The 17,568-nt window shown below is 39.5% G+C and carries 20 protein-coding genes and 1 tRNA gene; 8 read left to right on the top strand and 13 right to left on the bottom strand.

Translation table 11 applies throughout. The features are described from left to right. Positions 1-100: 100 nt before the first annotated feature. Positions 101-1,204, top strand: coding sequence for a 3-isopropylmalate dehydrogenase (gene leuB, locus NMG88_RS00210; RefSeq protein WP_042156736.1), 1,104 nt, complete (start codon positions 101-103; stop codon positions 1,202-1,204). Positions 1,205-1,408: 204 nt separating this feature from the next. On the opposite strand, the gene NMG88_RS22430 is transcribed toward leuB, so the two are convergent. The 4 genes from NMG88_RS22430 to NMG88_RS00190 form a co-directional block, all read right to left on the bottom strand. Next, positions 1,409-1,630 (bottom strand): diguanylate cyclase domain-containing protein, encoded by a 222-nt coding sequence (locus NMG88_RS22430; protein WP_227351541.1) that lies wholly within the window; start codon positions 1,628-1,630, stop codon positions 1,409-1,411. Between the two features lie 103 nt (positions 1,631-1,733). Further along, positions 1,734-1,806 (bottom strand) — tRNA-Ala (locus NMG88_RS00200). 66 nt (positions 1,807-1,872) lie between these two features. Next, the gene (locus tag NMG88_RS00195) at positions 1,873-2,592 is read right to left on the bottom strand and encodes an HAD family hydrolase (protein WP_042156735.1); all 720 of its coding nucleotides are present in this window, start codon (positions 2,590-2,592) and stop codon (positions 1,873-1,875) included. A gap of 20 nt (positions 2,593-2,612) precedes the next feature. Next, on the bottom strand, positions 2,613-4,595 hold the full coding sequence (locus tag NMG88_RS00190; RefSeq protein WP_254033644.1) for an amylo-alpha-1,6-glucosidase: 1,983 nt from the start codon (positions 4,593-4,595) through the stop codon (positions 2,613-2,615). Positions 4,596-4,859: 264 nt separating this feature from the next. On the opposite strand from NMG88_RS00190, the gene NMG88_RS00185 reads away from it, so the two are divergent. Then, the gene (locus NMG88_RS00185) at positions 4,860-6,365 is read left to right on the top strand and encodes a glycosyl hydrolase family 57 (RefSeq protein WP_254034978.1); all 1,506 of its coding nucleotides are present in this window, start codon (positions 4,860-4,862) and stop codon (positions 6,363-6,365) included. A 128-nt stretch (positions 6,366-6,493) separates the two neighbouring features. Here NMG88_RS00185 and NMG88_RS00180 read toward each other — a convergent pair whose 3' ends face one another. Further along, positions 6,494-7,651 carry a cupin-like domain-containing protein gene (locus NMG88_RS00180; protein WP_042156733.1) on the bottom strand — a complete coding sequence of 386 codons (1,158 nt, stop codon included), beginning with the start codon at positions 7,649-7,651 and terminating at the stop codon, positions 6,494-6,496. A 99-nt stretch (positions 7,652-7,750) separates the two neighbouring features. Next, on the bottom strand, positions 7,751-8,620 hold the full coding sequence (locus NMG88_RS00175) for a sugar kinase (RefSeq protein ID WP_254034571.1): 870 nt from the start codon (positions 8,618-8,620) through the stop codon (positions 7,751-7,753). 180 nt (positions 8,621-8,800) lie between these two features. Here NMG88_RS00175 and rsmI point away from each other — a divergent pair, with 180 nt between their 5' ends. From rsmI to NMG88_RS00160, 3 genes are all read left to right on the top strand, one after another. Next, a complete protein-coding gene (gene rsmI, locus NMG88_RS00170) occupies positions 8,801-9,652 on the top strand; it encodes a 16S rRNA (cytidine(1402)-2'-O)-methyltransferase (protein WP_026787398.1) in 852 nt (283 codons plus the stop codon). A gap of 96 nt (positions 9,653-9,748) precedes the next feature. After that, the gene (locus NMG88_RS00165) at positions 9,749-11,008 is read left to right on the top strand and encodes a serine hydrolase (RefSeq protein WP_254034977.1); all 1,260 of its coding nucleotides are present in this window, start codon (positions 9,749-9,751) and stop codon (positions 11,006-11,008) included. A gap of 30 nt (positions 11,009-11,038) precedes the next feature. Then, complete coding sequence (locus NMG88_RS00160; protein ID WP_042156730.1) at positions 11,039-11,218, top strand: hypothetical protein; 180 nt, start codon at positions 11,039-11,041, stop codon at positions 11,216-11,218. A 7-nt stretch (positions 11,219-11,225) separates the two neighbouring features. On the opposite strand, the gene argJ is transcribed toward NMG88_RS00160, so the two are convergent. Then, positions 11,226-12,467 (bottom strand): bifunctional ornithine acetyltransferase/N-acetylglutamate synthase, encoded by a 1,242-nt coding sequence (gene argJ / locus NMG88_RS00155; protein ID WP_254034976.1) that lies wholly within the window; start codon positions 12,465-12,467, stop codon positions 11,226-11,228. A gap of 238 nt (positions 12,468-12,705) precedes the next feature. Continuing rightward, the gene (locus tag NMG88_RS00150; protein WP_423213073.1) at positions 12,706-12,912 is read right to left on the bottom strand and encodes a Uma2 family endonuclease; all 207 of its coding nucleotides are present in this window, start codon (positions 12,910-12,912) and stop codon (positions 12,706-12,708) included. A 255-nt stretch (positions 12,913-13,167) separates the two neighbouring features. On the opposite strand from NMG88_RS00150, the gene NMG88_RS00145 reads away from it, so the two are divergent. Further along, the gene (locus NMG88_RS00145) at positions 13,168-14,592 is read left to right on the top strand and encodes an NADP-dependent isocitrate dehydrogenase (protein WP_254034975.1); all 1,425 of its coding nucleotides are present in this window, start codon (positions 13,168-13,170) and stop codon (positions 14,590-14,592) included. A 177-nt stretch (positions 14,593-14,769) separates the two neighbouring features. Here the strand turns inward: NMG88_RS00145 and NMG88_RS22630 are convergent, their stop codons facing one another. Genes NMG88_RS22630 through NMG88_RS00135 form a run of 3 tightly spaced genes read right to left on the bottom strand, consistent with a single transcriptional unit; the run spans position 14,770 to position 15,432 of the window. After that, positions 14,770-14,964, bottom strand: coding sequence for a type II toxin-antitoxin system VapC family toxin (locus NMG88_RS22630; RefSeq protein ID WP_367187061.1), 195 nt, complete (start codon positions 14,962-14,964; stop codon positions 14,770-14,772). 7 nt (positions 14,965-14,971) lie between these two features. Beyond that, complete coding sequence (locus tag NMG88_RS00140) at positions 14,972-15,187, bottom strand: hypothetical protein (protein WP_227364694.1); 216 nt, start codon at positions 15,185-15,187, stop codon at positions 14,972-14,974. Continuing rightward, a complete protein-coding gene (locus NMG88_RS00135) occupies positions 15,184-15,432 on the bottom strand; it encodes a DUF2281 domain-containing protein (RefSeq protein WP_227364693.1) in 249 nt (82 codons plus the stop codon). Before NMG88_RS00135 ends, NMG88_RS00140 begins: the two co-directional genes overlap by 4 nt. A gap of 172 nt (positions 15,433-15,604) precedes the next feature. Between NMG88_RS00135 and NMG88_RS00130 the strand changes: the two genes are divergently transcribed. Both NMG88_RS00130 and NMG88_RS00125 read left to right on the top strand, forming a co-directional pair. Then, on the top strand, positions 15,605-15,841 hold the full coding sequence (locus NMG88_RS00130; RefSeq protein ID WP_254034974.1) for a type II toxin-antitoxin system HicB family antitoxin: 237 nt from the start codon (positions 15,605-15,607) through the stop codon (positions 15,839-15,841). 118 nt (positions 15,842-15,959) lie between these two features. Beyond that, positions 15,960-16,592, top strand: coding sequence for an acyl carrier protein (locus NMG88_RS00125; RefSeq protein WP_254034973.1), 633 nt, complete (start codon positions 15,960-15,962; stop codon positions 16,590-16,592). A gap of 215 nt (positions 16,593-16,807) precedes the next feature. On the opposite strand, the gene NMG88_RS00120 is transcribed toward NMG88_RS00125, so the two are convergent. Further along, positions 16,808-17,122, bottom strand: coding sequence for a HigA family addiction module antitoxin (locus NMG88_RS00120; RefSeq protein ID WP_235759345.1), 315 nt, complete (start codon positions 17,120-17,122; stop codon positions 16,808-16,810). A 37-nt stretch (positions 17,123-17,159) separates the two neighbouring features. Next, the gene (locus NMG88_RS00115) at positions 17,160-17,438 is read right to left on the bottom strand and encodes a type II toxin-antitoxin system RelE/ParE family toxin (RefSeq protein ID WP_042156721.1); all 279 of its coding nucleotides are present in this window, start codon (positions 17,436-17,438) and stop codon (positions 17,160-17,162) included. Positions 17,439-17,568: the final 130 nt, after the last annotated feature.

Below are 17,568 nucleotides of genomic sequence, written 5' to 3'. Positions count from 1 at the left end.
CATGATATTTTTTCATAAAAGAATGCTATATTTGGAGGCTGGGCGATCGCTAACCCGGTTCACCCTCGTCTAAACTAGTCTGTTTTGTTTTCTTAGGATTATGAGTCAAAACTACCGCATTACTCTCCTTCCTGGCGATGGAATCGGCCCTGAAATTATAGCGGTGGCGGTCGATGCGTTAAAAGTCGTTGGCAACCAACTGAATATTACTTTCGATTTTCACCAAGCATTGATGGGAGGGGCTGCCATTGACGCCACCGGAGAACCCCTTCCCCCAGAAACCTTAGAACATTGTCTCAAGAGTGATGCGGTGCTGTTAGCGGCGATTGGCGGATACAAATGGGACAATTTACCCCGCCATCAACGGCCAGAAACCGGGTTATTAGGGTTACGCGCTGGATTAAAATTATTTGCTAATTTGCGTCCCGCTACCATTTTGCCTCATTTAATTGATACTTCTTCTTTGAAAAAAGAAGTGGTGGAAGGGGTAGATATTATGGTTGTCCGCGAACTTACTGGGGGGATTTATTTTGGACAACCCAAGGGCATTTTTCAGACGGAAACCGGGGAAAAACGGGGTGTTAATACGATGGCCTATACCGAATCTGAGATTGATCGGATTGGCCGTGTCGGATTTGAAACCGCCCGGAAACGTCGGGGGAGACTTTGTTCTGTGGATAAGGCAAATGTCTTAGATGTGTCTCAGTTATGGCGAGATCGGATTATCTTGCTTGCCTCTGAATACCCCGATATTGAACTATCTCATTTGTATGTTGATAACGCGGCTATGCAGTTAGTTCGCGCCCCGAAACAGTTTGATACGATCGTGACGGGGAATTTATTTGGTGATATTCTCTCCGATGCTGCGGCTATGTTAACTGGAAGTATCGGGATGTTACCGTCTGCTAGTTTGGGGGAATCTGGCCCTGGGGTGTTTGAACCCGTTCATGGTTCAGCCCCCGATATTGCGGGACAGGATAAGGCTAATCCCCTTGCCCAAGTCCTTAGCGCGGCGATGATGTTACGCTATGGTTTAGATCAACCCGTGGCGGCGGATAAACTAGAAAATGCGGTTTTAAAAGTCTTAGATTGGGGATATCGGACTGGTGATATTATGTCTGAGGGGATGAAATTAGTCGGTTGTCAGCAAATAGGAGAAATATTGTTAAAAGCCCTAGAAGAAAACTATAGCAATCCTAAATAGAGGAGCAGGGGGAGCAGGGGAGGTAAACTCTTTCTATTACCCATTACCTATTACCTATTACCCATTCGTAATTCCCTAAGATCACAAGAATAAAGAGCGCTCTCCCCCTTTCAGTTCAACAGAGCGCTCAGTCCCCAAAATTTCATCACAACAGTATTTTATCATAACGGCCTCAAAAACGATACTCCCCTAGGGTGGAAAATTTTAGATAGCCGCCATTTCCTGAACACAATAATAGCAGGCGCGTCCCTGCTGTTTAGCTAGATACAAGGCTTGATCCGCAGCCCCAATTAAGGCATAGGGGGAGATTTCATCGGAAGGGATGGTACAAGCTATTCCTAAACTCAAAGTTAGCCATTGACTGACCCTATATTGATCAAAACATTGAAAAAAGTGATGACTTTCATTTAGATTTAAAAATGTCAGTATTTGAGATAACGATCAATCAAAGAATAGATGTGGCAGGCAGTATTATAAAACTTCAAGCTGGACTTGATTGGCGTTGATCCTAGCATACCAACGAGAATAATGGAGAATAGGGGATTCGAACCCCTGACCTCTGCGGTGCGATCGCAGCACTCTACCAACTGAGCTAATTCCCCTGGTGCGAGTCAAAGGATCAAAGTGTGAGGAATGACCTTTGACTCCAATATATTATCCTAACATAACTAAACCTGAGATTGCAAAGGTTCCTGTAAAAATATTTTTTGCATCCGCTCCAATTCCAGATCACTGAACTGATCAACGGCCCAATTTGCCCAGCGTTGCAGGATATGCAGGGGATAGGTATGGGCGACACCGATAACTTGCATTCCGGCCCGCCTCGCCGCCATGATCCCCACGCAGGTATCCTCTATGGCTAGACATTCCGATGGCTGTAAATTTAGGTGAGGGTAAGCCTGATTTAATCGTTGCAGGCCTAACAAATAGCCTTCCGGTTCAGGTTTACTTAGGGTAATCTCATCCCCGGCCACAATAATTGGAAAATAATCTTTCAAGCCACTACGAGTTAACACCAATTCCACTTCCGCCCATAACGCCCCGGTGACAATTCCTAATTTCAGATCCGCCGCTTGTAACTGTTGGAGCAATTTCTCCAAACCTGGATAGAGGGGCAGTTGTGCTAATTGTTCTAAATAATTGCGATAGCTAATAGATTTACGTTCAATTAACTGATCTAAATAGGCATTAGTAACAGCGCGATCTCGATAGGTTAATAGGTCGGTTAAACAGGCGCGATCGCTCCTTCCCAAAGAAAATTTGCGAATTTCATCAGGTTGGGAACGGAGGTTTTCTGTCAACAAAAGTTCGGCAATGAGTCGTTCATGAATGGACTCATCATTAATAATAATTCCATTAAAATCAAATAGAACCGCCTTTAAACCCATGGTTTTCCACAACCTTTGATCTAACGTTCTGTGGCTAACCAAGCCCGGAGAATTTCTCCCACCGACCAGGCTTGGGCAATACAACCCCGGGGGTGCATCGGGGCGTTACCATCAAAAATTTCGCTAATTGTTCCCAGTCCCCCCGTGGTCAGGTGGTTGACCATTGGCTCTAGGAAACTGCGGGCAAGATTGGGATTTTGAAACACCCGTAAATGGGCGATGACAAAGGGCCCTAAAAGCCAAGCCCAAACCGTTCCTTGATGATAAGCACTATCTCGTTGTACTGGATTTCCCTCATAATATCCCCGATAGTGCAAATGATTCGGGGCCAGCGATCGCAATCCTGATGATGTTAACAAAAATCGTCCGCAGGTTTCAACGATGGCTTTTTGTTGTTCGTGGGATAGGGCGCTATGGGGGAGGGAAACGGCAAAAATTTGATTGGGGCGTAGGGAAGCATCGTCGCCATAAATCCCATCAATGATGTCATAACAATAGCCCAGTTCAGGATTCCAGAACCGTTCAAACCGAGCTAAGGCGCGATCAGCCAGGGCATCATATTCTTGATAGGGTCTGCCAATTTGACGGGCAAATTTCCCCATAATTCGTAGGGCGTTATACCAAAGGGCGTTAATTTCCACGGGTTTTCCGATGCGGGGAGTTACAACCCAGTCGCCGATTTTGGCATCCATCCAGGTTAACTGCGATCCCTGTTCCCCCGCGTATAGTAAACCATCGGCGGGATCGAGGTGAATATTATAGCGAGTTCCACGACAGTGATATTGAATAATATCGGCTAGAACAGGAAATAAATTTTCGACAATATCAATATCTTCGGTGAGGTCATAATATTGACGAATCGCCTCAAAATACCACAGGGTCGCATCAACGGTATTATAGTCCGGGGTTTCTCCGACGTCGGGGAAACGGTTGGGCAACATTCCTTCCTTCACATACTTGGAGTAGGTATAGAGGATGGCACGGGTAATTTGGAGGCGTCCGGTGGTGATGGTAATACCGGGTAAGCTAATCATGGTGTCCCGTCCCCAATCCCCAAACCAGGGATATCCAGCAATAATGGTTTTACCGATCGGATTTTCAGGAGTACCCCGATTAACCACAAATTGATCGGCCGCAAATACTAACTGTTGTAACCCTTCGGGTACTTCCCTAATATTGACTGGACAGCTATCTTGCCAAAATCCTAATAATTTGCGTTCGTAGCTACGACGGACTTCTAGGGCGGCTTCCCCGTTTAAACTGGGGTTAGCTTCGGTACTTGCGACAAAAATTATGGATTCCCCAGGATGCAAGGTGGCGGTAAAGGTGGCAATATGGAGGTGATCTTCGTGATCCATGAGGCCGCGATCGCGTTCCTTAGATAAATCAAAGTTATAACACCATTGATGGGTAGGTTGTACCGTCGCCCGATCCGTTAATAAATAGAAGGGAGTAGCCTGGGGAAAGGCGGTGACACAAACCCCGTTTTCCACCGCTTCCACTTGCATTTTCCAATTCCCAGCATGGGTATCGCTATGATAATCTCGATGATTGACTAGGGCTTTAAGCCTAAGGGTAATTGGCCCAGAGGCGCGGGTTAAGTTATAGCGAACATAAGTAATATTAGCTTCTGGCTGCATCCAAATTCGTTTTTCTAGGATGGCATCGGCGCAGGCAAATTTCCAGGTGGGTATGGTACGTTCTAGGTAAAATTTTTCAATATGATAATGTCCATAACCATTAATTGCACCGCCTCTCCAACGATTTGTATAAAGGGGATAAGTTTGTTCGTGATATTCTACAATTTCGTCTATTTTTGTGACTAATAAAGTCCGTCCTAATGGGGGGTTTAAAGCCGCTACTAATAAACCATGATAACGGCGTGTCAGTAAGCCTGCTATTGTTCCCGAAGCATAGCCGCCGATGCCATTGGTAACTAACCATTCTCGTGTTTCTGAACTCGGTAAATCACCGCAAATTTCTCGTCCAAAATTAATAGTCATACCCAATCAGTAATCAGTAATCAGTTAAAGAGTATACAGTTAATTTATTAATTCTTAAACTGGTAACTGATAACTGGTGATTTAATTATAACGTTTTATTGTCAAAATTAAAACCCCCACTTTGTGAAATCGAATACGGATTAAACAGATTACTCAAGTCTGACGGAATATTGCAGAGTATCAAAAGTTTTTTTAGGATCTGTATTTAAGAGTATAATGAAATTTGTATTTTTATTATCTGGCAATTGCTCAAGATTTAGTTTTATGACAAAATCTAACCTTTTGGCTCCTTTACCTATTTTAGAAGACTTGCGTTCTGGTCTTCCTAATTTTTGTGGCTGGGAAGCTGAAATTCAAGCCTTAGTTAATCATAATCATCCTATATTTTTGTCTCAAACTAATTTAAAGTTAGATCAAATTAAAGCCGGTTTTGCCTGTGGGTTACATTTTCATCAACCCACTATTCCAGGGGGCGTTAATGGGGAATTAATCAGCAATCTACAATATATGTTTGAACATCCCCAAGAGGGAGATAATCATAATGCGGAAGTTTTTGCTTGGTGTTATCGTCGGATGGGAGAATTTATTCCTCAATTAATATCCCAAGGGTGTAATCCTCGAATTATGTTGGATTATTCGGGGAATTTGTTATGGGGATTACGCCAAATGGGCCGGGATGATATTCTCAATGATCTGAAAAAAATTACCTGTGATCCAAAATATCAACCCTATGTAGAATGGTTGGGAACTATGTGGAGTCATGGGGTAATTCCTTCGACTCCTATTCCTGATATTTTACTCCAAATTCAAGCTTGGCAACATCATTTTGCCAGTATTTTTGGAGAAGATGCTTTACAGCGAGTCAAGGGTTTTTCTCCTCCAGAAATGCACTTACCCAATCATCCTGATACTTTATATGAGTATATTAAAGCCTTGAAAGCCTGCGGTTATCGTTGGTTATTGGTTCAGGAACATTCTGTCGAAACTTTAGAGGGTTTGGGATTACCCCACGACCAAAAATATATTCCTAATCGTTTAATTGCCCGCAATTCTAAGGGGGAAACCTTGAGTATGATTGCTTTAATTAAAACTCAGGGATCGGATACTAAATTAGTTGCCCAAATGCAGCCCTATTTTGAAGCCAAAACCAAGGAAAAACAATCTATTTCTGGGGTTAATATTCCGCCGTTAGTTTCACAAATTGCTGATGGAGAAAATGGCGGGGTGATGATGAATGAATATCCTCGTGATTTCTTGCGGATTTTCTATGAATTGCGGGATCAAAATAATGGGGTGGTGGCAATGAATGGAACCGAATATTTAGAAATATTAGAAGCGGCGGGGGTGAACCCAGAAGATTATCCGACTTGTCAAGCGGTTCAGCAGCATAAAATTTGGCAAAAAGTTGATCCAGTTGTTGGGCTTAAGCCCCTCTTAAATCATCGAGAATCTGTAGAAGAAGCGATCGCAATTTTAAAACAAACCGATCACCAATTTCAAATGGAAGGTGCATCATGGACAAATAATTTAAGTTGGGTTCAAGGTTATGAAAATGTGTTAGAACCTATGAAACAATTAAGTATTGCCTTTCATCAAAAGTATGATTCTCTAGTTAAAGAAAACCCAAATATTACTAAGGAATCTCACTATCAACAAGCACTATTGTACAATTTGTTATTACAAACCAGTTGTTTTCGCTATTGGGGACAGGGCACCTGGACAGATTATGCTAAGGAAATCTATCGTCGGGGGATAATCAGTAATCAGTAATCAGTTATCAGTTATTAGTTATCAGTGTAATAGTTAAGGCTTGCATTTTTTATTTACTAAGATAATGGGTAAAGACCCGCTAATAGCTGCGCCCTTGCCACGTCTAACCACTGATAACTGATAACTGTTTACTGATAACTATTTACTCCGGATGGGTTTTTCCAATCATAATCATTAGGAAATTTAAAATTAATAAAAGAAACGGAAATACTCATTTCTAAACCTTTAACATAATGCCACCATCCCACAGGAAGAAAAATCACTTCCCCAGGGTGTAAGATCACATCAATAGATCGAACATTTCGATATAATGGATAACGATTATAGTCAGGATTTGCCGGATCAATGGGACTAAATACCCCGATATTATTATAAATAAATGGGGTCTGTTCAGGGGAAATCATTTTAATTAATTTTCGCCCAGAAACTTGAGCTAAAAAGATATTAATGGTATCATGATGTAAGGGTGTAACAGTTCCGGCTGAACCAAACCAGAAAAACGTTTTTCCCACTGTTTGTGCTGGGTCTAAATATTCGGGAAATACCTCCATATCCTCAAAAAGTCCCTGCATTTCTTCACGATTCAGGGTGTTATTGTTGGCAACCATATAGTAATCATTGGTTTCTCCCGCCCGCACTACCCAATCAATATAATCTCCAAATAACATCGTTTTTCGATGCTGTTCTAAATTAATTTCATAATTCGGGTCGGAGTCACGATTTCCCTGGACTTGAATACTAACATTGCCATAATTTTCTTTTAAATAGTCTGGTGTCCATCGTTCCATTGCTTCCCAATTTTTCATGATACCTGTTAAAATAACGGGTTTATTTTGGGAATAATATTGGTCTAAAAATTCATCTTTGGATAGAAACGGAATCCGAGGAATACTATTATAATTAGATCCTAGAGCTGATAATTGGTTTTGAATTTGTAGAATAGATTCTAATTTTTCTAGCTTTTGTAAAACCTCCTGTGCGGCTTGAAAATAGGGTTGGTTAGCGAGGTTTGTGACTTCCTCAACGGCCAACTTAACATCAATCCCATTTTTAACCATACATTCAATTAAGGCATCATCGGATTTATGCAGAAACTTATTAGCTGCAATCCATTTTTTCCAACCATCAGGAAGCGGAGGAGGTTCAGGAATTTCCGGGGGTTGAGGATGTTGAGGAGACTCTGTTACAGGGGATTGAGGAAGCCATTGCAAGCTGACTTGTTGGCGATCATTTAAGGTAATTTGTAAGGGGGGAAGGGTTATTTTTAAGGGTTGAATATCAGTCATATTAATAATAAGAGATTTTAATAAAAATCTGACTCGTGAAAACCGGAAGTAAGAATATATTTTAATTATATCCTAATTATTCTCAGTTGTCTACAAGAATTAGTGATTATTTAAGCATTCAATCCATTTTCTAGTACCGAAATGTAGGCAAGATTGAGATGCAATGTGAGCGGAGTTAGCTAGGGCGTTGGGGAAGTTTTCAGATAGAATAAAATGGCAAAATGCTCCATGAAAAATATCTCCCGCACCTAAAGTATCAACTGATTGAATCGTGGGAATGGGGATACTACCGTTTCCTGCTTTGAGACTAATATATTGAATCGGTTTTTCTCCTTGGGTAATGGCAATATTAGGAATATTCATAGCTTGAAGATAGGCAAAAACATCTTCAGAGGTTTGACAATCGGGCGGATAAAAATTATTAGAACAAATGGCATAGTCAATATCTGGTAAAATAGTTTCTAAGCCTGTTTTCCAACTTCCGCCATCTAAAATAATAGGAATTTGTTTGATTTTTGCCTGTTGAATTAAACTTTGGCTGATGGGAATTTGATGACCGTCGATTAAAATAATATCAATATTGTCTAAATATTGGGATAAATTTGAGTGGTTTGAGATTTGAGATTTTGTAGCATTAATTGAGATAACGGTGCGCTCTCCGGTGGTATTATTTACCATAATAGATGAAACAGGAGGTGCTTCTAAACGAGTTGAATCTAAGTCTATAATATTAACAGAATATTGTTGTAAATCTTTTCTAATTAGTTGAGTTAGGTCATGGCTTCCTAATCCACCTAATAGTATGGATTGGTTGCCTAAACTATTAAAAGTAACGGCGGCATTAGTCGCTGGCCCTCCGGCTGCAACGGTATAATCAGAAGCAACAATTTTTTGATTTTCCTGGGGATATTGAGTAATGGAATAAATCAAATCGAGTGTAATCAATCCAACAAATAAACCTTTAACCATGGGATTATTTAAACCAAATTCAAATCAAAACTCTAAGAAATTATATGTTTTCTTGTATTTTTAAATAAAGGGCATAACAACTATAAAGTAGTTGTGTCAACTCTCAAGGATATCTGATATTATCCTTGAATAAGTGTATTTTATATCACATTTATATTTCTGTAGAGCCTTAAATTTAAGATGACCAATCAAGCTGGAACCCTTTATATTGTAGGAACTCCCATTGGGAACCTAGAAGATATCACCTTGCGGGCGATAAAAATTTTACAAAGTGTCGATTGGATTGCCGCCGAAGATACCCGTCATACGGGCAAGCTATTACACCATTTTGAGATTAAAACTCCCCAACTCAGTTACCATGAACATAATCAACAACGCCGGATTCCGAGTTTGGTGGAATCTCTGAGTCAGGGACATACAATTGCCTTGGTTACGGATGCGGGAATGCCAGGAATTTCTGACCCCGGATATGAACTAATTAAGGCTTGTATTGAAGCAAATATTGCTGTAATTCCGATTCCGGGAGTTAGTGCTAGTATAACAGCTTTAAGTGCGGCGGGACTTCCCACAGATCGATTTATTTTTGAAGGGTTTTTACCTACCAAAAACAAAGAACGTCAACAGCGTTTAAGCGCTTTACAAACCGAATCTCGCACCCTGATTTTATATGAAGCACCCCATCGTCTTGTGGAAACCTTAGAAGATTTAGCTCTAATTTTAGGCTCAAAACGGTCTATTGTAATTGCACGGGAATTAACAAAAATCCATGAACAATTTTGGCGAGGAACCTTGGAAAATGCAGTACAATACTATCAAGATCACAACCCCAAAGGTGAACTAACATTAGTTATTGCGGGTGTCACCGAAACCCCAACCGTGATCACCGAAGATCAAATTAAGGCCGAACTCCAATGTCTACTCCAACAAGGGATTACCCGTTCTCAAGCCAGTCGCCAACTCGCAGACGCTACCTCCTTACCCCGTCGTCAAATCTATCAAATTGCTTTAACTTTACCCGATGTGGAGGAATAAATATGTTGGTATAATTATCGTTAACTTAAAAAACTTCGTTGTTGGGATGAATGCCCACTTCTGCTATCCTAGATTTATTTTCCTATTGTCTCTAATATGGCTTATATTACCCAACGTCGTCGTTCCGTTAGAAATTCTACTGTTCCTAATCGTTCTTTAAGGCGATCGCCTGTTAGAGTAGGGACTAGAACACCTCATAGATTAGCCAAATTAAACTACCCTCGAATTATATTTTTAATTGCCCTATTACTAACCGTTAATTGGACAGTCGGAGCACTGTTAAAGCTATTATTTCCACCTGCAAAACCGCAACCCCAAACTCAGAATATTACCATTTCTGCCCCAGCGGCGACCGAAACCGATAAAACCGTAGTTTATAATATTAAAACTCCTCCTAATTTAGCCCCCAATCAAGACTTACAAACTATTATTGATGGTGCAGTTGATATTGCCAAAAACCAAGGATTACCCACAGAATCCCTATCTATTACATTAATTGATGTTAGTAAATCTGCTACCCATAACATCGCCGGATATAACAATACTAAACTCAGATTTCCCGCCAGTGTTGCCAAATTATTTTGGATGGTTCAATTTTTTGGCTATGCAGAAAAAGGATATATTCCCAAGGAATCCCCCTTTTATACCGACCTATCCCAGATGTTGCGAATTTCCGATAATGATTCAGCCAGCCGCATTGTTGATGCGATTACCAAAACCGAATCAGGAGAAAAATTAGACAAATCAGAATTAGATAAATGGGTAGAAAAACGCAGTCAAGTTAATCAATTCTTTGAGAAATCCGGTTATACTGGAATTAATTTAACCACTAAAAATTATCCAATTACTGGGATAGGAGAAGAACCCACAGGTCGAGATTTACAATTACGAGAAAATCCCGCCTATTCCAAAGGAAATTTCGTCACCACCGACCAAACAGCCCGATTAATGTATGAAATCTACACAAAACAAGCTATTTCTCCCTTAGCTAGTACCAAAATGGCATATTTATTAACCCGTGATTTAAACCCAAAAGCCTGGAAAAATATTGATTATAACTCCGTTGCTGGATTTTTAGGAGAATCCTTACCTCCCGATATTTACTATGCTTCTAAAGTCGGTTATACCAGTCGTTCTCGTCAAGAAGTCGCCTTTGTTAGAACCTTAAACGATAAAGCAATTTATGTGTTAGCCGTATTTGGAGATGATCCCGCCTATTCAAAAAATGAACAGGTTTTCCCTAAAATTTCCCGCTATATTTTTGATAGTTTAAATCAAACCCCCTTAAAATCCACTTCCGAAAAAATAACTCAATTCAATCAATTATCCTTTCCCATGGTAGGAACGAATAATTAAACCGTAGTAAGCCCTTCAGGGCTTAATCTTATGAAAAAAAATAAAATCATTGATCAAATCTGTCCCCATTGTCAGGGAAAAGGCTATACAGAAATTCGAGATTGTTCCGGGGAAATTCAACGGGAAGAAACCTGTGTTTTTTGTGAAGGAACAGGGAATAGGCAACAGGGAACAGGAAATAAACTGATAACTGATGATGCGGATACTTGATCACTGATTAAGTGGTGTATTCAGCGTTAATTTTTACATAGTCATAACTTAAATCACATCCCCAGGCTTTACCCACACCGGAGCCATTACCGATTTTAACTGAAATTAATACAGTATCTTCTTTGAGATATTCTCCTGTTTTGGCTTGTTTTAAATACTCATTAGCCGCATTCCGATCAAAAGGTAGGGGTTGACCCTGCTGCATTAAAACAAAATCCCCTAATTGGATTTCTAAATCATTCTGATCAAAATGGACTCCCGCCCGGCCAGCAGCCGCCGCAATTCGTCCCCAGTTGGGATCATGACCAAAAATGGCGGACTTCACCAAAGAAGAACCTACAATGGTTTTAGCCACTTTACAAGCCGAGGCTTCATCTTCTGCCCCCGAAACTTGAACTTCAATTAAACAGGTTGCCCCTTCCCCATCCCGGGCGATCGCTTTGGCCAAATATTCACAAACGGCCGTTAACATTCCTTCTAATTTTTCCGCTTCTGGCCCCATAGCCGTAATCGCTGGAGTCCGAGACGCCCCATTTGCCAAAGCAATTAAACAATCATTCGTACTCGTATCGCCATCCACAGTAACTTGATTAAAACTCCGGTTAGCCGCACGACTTAACATTTCTTGCCAGAGGGCAGGAGAAACCACCGCATCGCAGGTGACAAAAGCTAACATAGTTGCCATATTGGGGTGAATCATCCCCGAACCTTTACAAATTCCCCCCACTCTCACGGGACGATCCCCAAACATGGTTTCTAAGGCAATGGTTTTCGGGACTAAATCCGTAGTCATGATCGCCTTAGCCACGGCCGCGTTACCATTCTCTGACAATTCCTCAACTAACTTGGGAATCCCAGCCTTGAGGATATCCATTTTAATCCGTTGACCGATGACTCCAGTAGAAGCCAGTAAAATCGATTCCGGTGCAATATTGAGGACTTGGGCTAGGGCTTGGGCCGAGTCTACCGCATCCGTCCAACCCGCGGCTCCTGTCGCGGCATTAGCCTGTCCTGAATTACATAAAATGGCTTTGGCACTGGGTTTGGTTTGTAGTTGTTGACGGCAATAATCAACACAGGAGGCTCTAACTTGACTGGTGGTAAATACCCCGGCGGCGATCGCATCTACATCAGAGACAATTAAAGCTAAATCCGGTAATCCCGATGCTTTCAATCCCGCAGTAATTCCCGAAGCCCGATACCCTCTAGGGGCAGTCACCCCACCCTCAATAACTTTCCAATCTGACATGATTTCCCTTTCCGTTTCCAATATTACTGAGAAGGGATTATATCAAGAACACTGACCCGAAACCCGAAACTGAAAGGTGGTGTTTATGTCTTATCCCCGCGATCGCTCTCAAATCTTTTAATTCTTCTGTGTGATTTGCTAAAATTGCCAGTGCTGCTTCTGTTTTCATGCTCCCTAAATTAATATTAATTTGAGTATGGAAGCCCTGAATGGCTTACTACATTTTACCAGATAGATGTTAAATCCGAGATAAATCTGGGTAGAATATTTCCCCGGATAATGTTGTAGGATTTTCCTGAATTTCTACTTCTTGATCAGGACGATAAATTTCAACTTGTTTATTTTTTAGATCAATTAGCCAGCATAATTTCGCCCCATTTTCTTGATATTCTTTCATTTTATTTTGTAAGGGTTTTAAAGCATCACTTCCTGAACGTAATTCCACCAAAAAATACTGATCCTCAGTTAAATCAATCGTTAATTACAGAGGAGTCGATAACTCTAACAATTACCTTTCTTTTTTGATGGCTTGCTGCACACCATATATAGTGTGCCTGCCTAAGTCCCCTAGGATAATATAAATATTCAGAATACTTGTGCCAATTTTAACAGAAAAACTAAAATTTTTTAGTCGATAATGGGAATCGGTGTAAACAATCATGACAAAATAGGGAAAATTTATTTTCCACCTCTTAGGAATATGTACGACAAAATCACTCCACCGACCACAGGCGAGAAAGTTACCTTCAACAATGGCGAACCCATTGTCCCGAATAATCCGATTATTCCGTTCATTCGGGGAGATGGTACAGGGATTGACCTCTGGCCCGCTACCGAGAAAGTTTTAGACGTGGCTATTGCAGCCTCCTACGGAGATCAACGTAAAATTAGTTGGTTTAAAGTCTACGCCGGGGACGAAGCCTGCGAACTCTACGGCACTTATCAATATTTACCGGAAGACACCACCACCGCCATCAGGGAATATGGTGTCGCCATCAAAGGGCCTTTAACTACTCCCATCGGAGGCGGGATTCGGTCTTTAAATGTGGCATTACGACAAATTCATGATCTGTATGCCTGTGTACGTCCGTGTAAATATTACACTGGAACCCCTTCCCCCCACAAAACCCCAGAAAAATTAGATGTGATTATCTATCGGGAAAATACCGAAGATATTTATTTAGGAATTGAATGGCGTCAGGGAACCGAAATTGCGGAAAAATTAATTAATTTTCTGAATACGGAGTTAATTCCGGCGACTCCTGAACATGGGAAAAAACAAATTCGCCTGGATTCGGGAATTGGAATTAAACCCATTAGTAAAACCGGATCTCAACGGTTAGTTCGTCGGGCTATTTATCAAGCATTGCGTCTACCTAAAAATAAACAAATGGTGACGCTGGTGCATAAAGGTAATATTATGAAATATACCGAAGGAGCCTTCCGAGATTGGGGTTATGAACTGGCAACTACGGAATTTCGTAATGAATGTATCACCGAACGGGAATCTTGGATTTTAGGGAATAAAGAAAAAAATCCCGATCTTTCCATTGAAGATAATGCCAAGATGATTGACCCAGGTTATGATTCCCTAACTCCTGAGAAAAAAGCGGAGATTTCTCAAGAAGTGGAAGGAGTTCTTAATACCATTTGGGAAACTCACGGTAATGGGAAATGGAAGGAAAAAATTATGGTCAATGACCGGATTGCCGATAGTATTTTCCAACAGATTCAAACCCGTCCCGATGAGTATTCTATCCTGGCTACGATGAACTTAAACGGGGATTATTTATCCGATGCGGCTGCCGCCATGGTCGGAGGTTTAGGCATGGGCCCAGGGGCAAATATTGGCGATGAATGTGCTATTTTTGAGGCAACCCATGGCACTGCACCCAAACACGCCGGACTGGATCGGGTTAACCCAGGATCTCTGATTCTATCGGGGGTGATGATGTTAGAATATATGGGTTGGCAAGAAGCCGCTGATTTGATTAAAAAAGGGTTAAGTGGAGCGATCGCTAATCAAGAAGTCACTTATGATTTAGCTCGGTTAATGGAACCCCCGGTTGAACCCTTGAAATGTTCAGAATTTGCTGATGCAATTATTAAGCATTTCAATGATTAATTTCGTAGTGAGTCCTTTAGGACTCTGATTAATCCCTTCAGGGCTTACTACTATGTAGTGAGTCCTAAAGGACTCTATCATGTTTGGCATGGGAGTATTCCTACATTACATGGAAATCGTGAAAAAAGCGATCGCTGTTTTGATAAGAATATTAGGGAAAGGTGCGATCGCATCTATTCAACTATCTTTAAACAAAATTATCAAACCTTCTTGTTGAAAATGCTTATCATGGGTTAAAACTTCAGTGATATTGAGTTGCTTCATTGTCACCATAGAAATACAATCTGTTAAACTATATCCTGTATCGAATCGTTTATTAAATAACGCCAAACCTGCCGTGAAAGATTCGTGGCTTTGAGGTACAACCGTTATATTACTATCAGCTATAATTTGGGCAACTAACTGAGAAACTGCTTTTTTTCATCGGGGATGGAAAAGAGGCAAAAAAATTAATCGTTTCTGTTAATATTTCTTCTGTTGTCACCAGTTGAACATTATTGAGAGTCTGACTATAATTTCTAACAGAATGATGCCATGAGTCAGCCACATTAATTAAAGCTACCCAATAAAATGTATCTACAAAAATAGTTTTCATGAGTCTTTATAAAGGTTTTTAGAAAGGTATAAATCATGATGTTCTGCCCCATCTTTAGGTAATTGGCTTAAGACTTCTTCAGGAATATCCTTAATAATATCATCAGCGACTTCCCAAATCGGTTTATAGGGTTTCTCTCTGGGTTGGAATGTTGGCTTGAGAGAACGGATAAAATCTAAGACCTCATCAAGTTGAGAAGCGGGAATTTGTTCTAATTCTTGTATAATTATTTCTTTAGTTTTCATAATATTATTATTGATAACGGTAATATTATTATAGCATAATATCCATTTTATCAGGCGAGATCGCATTTCAACAAATGAACTGAGTTAGAAAAGCAAAGGGATCTTCTCCTGTAGCCAGTTAATATTGGATTGTGATAAAATTAGTTAAATTGTACTAATAAATAATCAAAATATGAAAATTAAAGTAATTGTTTGGCAAGAAGATAATGTTTGGTGTGCGAGTGTTCCGGCGTTACCTGGTTGTCATACTTGGGGTGAGAGTTACGAACATTTAATGGAAATGGTGAAAGAGGCGATCGAAGGTTGGTTAGAAGTTGCGAGTGAACAACAATCTCCTAGTGAAAAACAGAAATTAGTATCGCACTCCCAACTTCCCATAAAAGCGGATACCTACGGTAAGCTGCGCTAACGCACCTCAATATCCCCTACAACAAGCGATCGCATCCTAACTTCCTCACAAAAGTGATCAGTAGTAACTATGTTGTTTTATAATAGATGTTGTTGATTTTTGAGGTTAAATTATTATAATGAATAATTCAGATCAAGCTTATGAGTCTCATGTTTTAAAAATTGCGATCAATAAATATTTAGATCAAAAATTAACTAACTCTCAAGAAGATTTAAAAAAAATCGAGTTAAATAAAGATGAATTGGTCTGGGATATAGTGAGTAAAATTCATAGTCAAAGTGGATATAAAGTTTCAATGTCTTTTGCTAGAGATATAATAGATCAGCGAATTGTAAATATAAAGGCTGAACTAAGAGAAGCCGAAGAAAAAGCTCGTCTTGAAATGATAAGAATTAAAGCTGAAAAAGTTGAAAAGCAAATTAAAAATATTGATTTTCTTAAAACTTTACCACCAGAATTAAATTTTGATGAAACAAAATCAGATATTTTTATTAGAGTATATAAAATATGTTGTGAATATGATTTGTGTGATGAGTTTGATGAATTAGATTCTAATGAAATTTTTGATAAGAAACTATTTATTAAAATTCTTCAAACAACAATATTTACAGATGAATATTCTCAATATTATATAAATATAATATTCGAGTTAGAAGAAGAATTTGATATAGAAATAAATGACTCAGAAGCAGAGACTTTAGAAACGGTAAGAGATATTGTTGAAATTATATATACTAAAATAGTAAGTTAATTGAAATAAATATTTGCTTGCTCCCAGGCCTCAGCTTGGGAATACTTTCTATGAGGCTCTGCCTCAGTTCTTCAGTTTTTTGAGTTTCCAAAACACTATCTTTGAAAATCAAGATTTTTGTCATTAATTACCAATTCAAAACCATAATCAAACCTCCATGAATTGTACTAAATTTTAAAGTTTGTAGTTGGGCTTTAGCCCTATATTAACTTTAATTAAACTAAAGTTAATACTTGATCATATTCTTGTTGATGAATTTGCCAAGCATTCCAAACATCAACTTTTTGCTGAAGATTTAACCAAAGTCTATAACCATTACCAAAAGCTTTACCAATTCTAATAGCTAAATCAACAGTAATCGGTTGTTCACCTTGAATAATCTCATTAACAACTTGATTAGAGACTCCTAAAATTTCGGCAAATTGTGTCGGAGTAATTGCTAAATCTTCTAAAATATCTGCAATAACTTCGCCAGGATGTACTGGTTTTTCGGGTCTATCTTGGATCAAATTGTCTCTTTTCTGTATCATAATTTAACCTTCCTGATGAATTACATACTTTACTATTTTAATGATAATCTTCGAGGTTGACATCATAAACCTCACCATCCCCAAAGCTAAAGGTAATTCGCCAATTTCCTGATACTTTAATTGACCAAGTTCCTTGGCGATCGCCTTTAAGTTCATGTAAATCATAACCTGGTAATCTAATATCTTCTAACATTAATGCTGAATCTATGACCTCTAATCTAATTCTTATTTTCTTTTCTAAATTATGAGGTACTCCTTTATTAATATTTTCTTGAAAGAGTTTTTCAAGAGCTTTATTTTTAAAGGTTTGAATCATTCATCAAATCTCCCTTATCCTATTAAATTTAGTAAATAATAAGCCGCATTCGCTCTTAATAATTCCCGTCTAATTTCATAATCTATAATTTCGGGCAAAATTACTTGATAACCTCTTTGAGAAAGACTTA

This window comes from Planktothrix agardhii (genome assembly GCF_904830935.1).
Taxonomy (GTDB): domain Bacteria; phylum Cyanobacteriota; class Cyanobacteriia; order Cyanobacteriales; family Microcoleaceae; genus Planktothrix; species Planktothrix agardhii.
Note: the sequence above shows the minus strand (reverse complement) of the source record. Positions and strands in the feature narration are given on the sequence as shown.

Bases quoted from the DNA above. Each gene is read 5' to 3' on its own strand.
- NMG88_RS00145 (WP_254034975.1), top strand. From the start codon at position 13,168: ATGTACGACAAAATCACTCCACCGACCACAGGCGAGAAAGTTACCTTC.
- leuB (WP_042156736.1), top strand. From the start codon at position 101: ATGAGTCAAAACTACCGCATTACTCTCCTTCCTGGCGATGGAATCGGC.
- NMG88_RS00180 (WP_042156733.1), bottom strand. From the start codon at position 7,651: ATGACTGATATTCAACCCTTAAAAATAACCCTTCCCCCCTTACAAATT.
- NMG88_RS00115 (WP_042156721.1), bottom strand. From the start codon at position 17,438: ATGATTCAAACCTTTAAAAATAAAGCTCTTGAAAAACTCTTTCAAGAA.
- argJ (WP_254034976.1), bottom strand. From the start codon at position 12,467: ATGTCAGATTGGAAAGTTATTGAGGGTGGGGTGACTGCCCCTAGAGGG.
- NMG88_RS00130 (WP_254034974.1), top strand. From the start codon at position 15,605: ATGAAAATTAAAGTAATTGTTTGGCAAGAAGATAATGTTTGGTGTGCG.
- NMG88_RS00165 (WP_254034977.1), top strand. From the start codon at position 9,749: ATGGCTTATATTACCCAACGTCGTCGTTCCGTTAGAAATTCTACTGTT.
- NMG88_RS00175 (WP_254034571.1), bottom strand. From the start codon at position 8,620: ATGGTTAAAGGTTTATTTGTTGGATTGATTACACTCGATTTGATTTAT.
- NMG88_RS00190 (WP_254033644.1), bottom strand. From the start codon at position 4,595: ATGACTATTAATTTTGGACGAGAAATTTGCGGTGATTTACCGAGTTCA.
- NMG88_RS00135 (WP_227364693.1), bottom strand. From the start codon at position 15,432: ATGAAAACTAAAGAAATAATTATACAAGAATTAGAACAAATTCCCGCT.
- NMG88_RS00160 (WP_042156730.1), top strand. From the start codon at position 11,039: ATGAAAAAAAATAAAATCATTGATCAAATCTGTCCCCATTGTCAGGGA.
- NMG88_RS00140 (WP_227364694.1), bottom strand. From the start codon at position 15,187: ATGAAAACTATTTTTGTAGATACATTTTATTGGGTAGCTTTAATTAAT.
- NMG88_RS00195 (WP_042156735.1), bottom strand. From the start codon at position 2,592: ATGGGTTTAAAGGCGGTTCTATTTGATTTTAATGGAATTATTATTAAT.
- NMG88_RS00185 (WP_254034978.1), top strand. From the start codon at position 4,860: ATGACAAAATCTAACCTTTTGGCTCCTTTACCTATTTTAGAAGACTTG.
- NMG88_RS00120 (WP_235759345.1), bottom strand. From the start codon at position 17,122: ATGATACAGAAAAGAGACAATTTGATCCAAGATAGACCCGAAAAACCA.
- rsmI (WP_026787398.1), top strand. From the start codon at position 8,801: ATGACCAATCAAGCTGGAACCCTTTATATTGTAGGAACTCCCATTGGG.
- NMG88_RS00125 (WP_254034973.1), top strand. From the start codon at position 15,960: ATGAATAATTCAGATCAAGCTTATGAGTCTCATGTTTTAAAAATTGCG.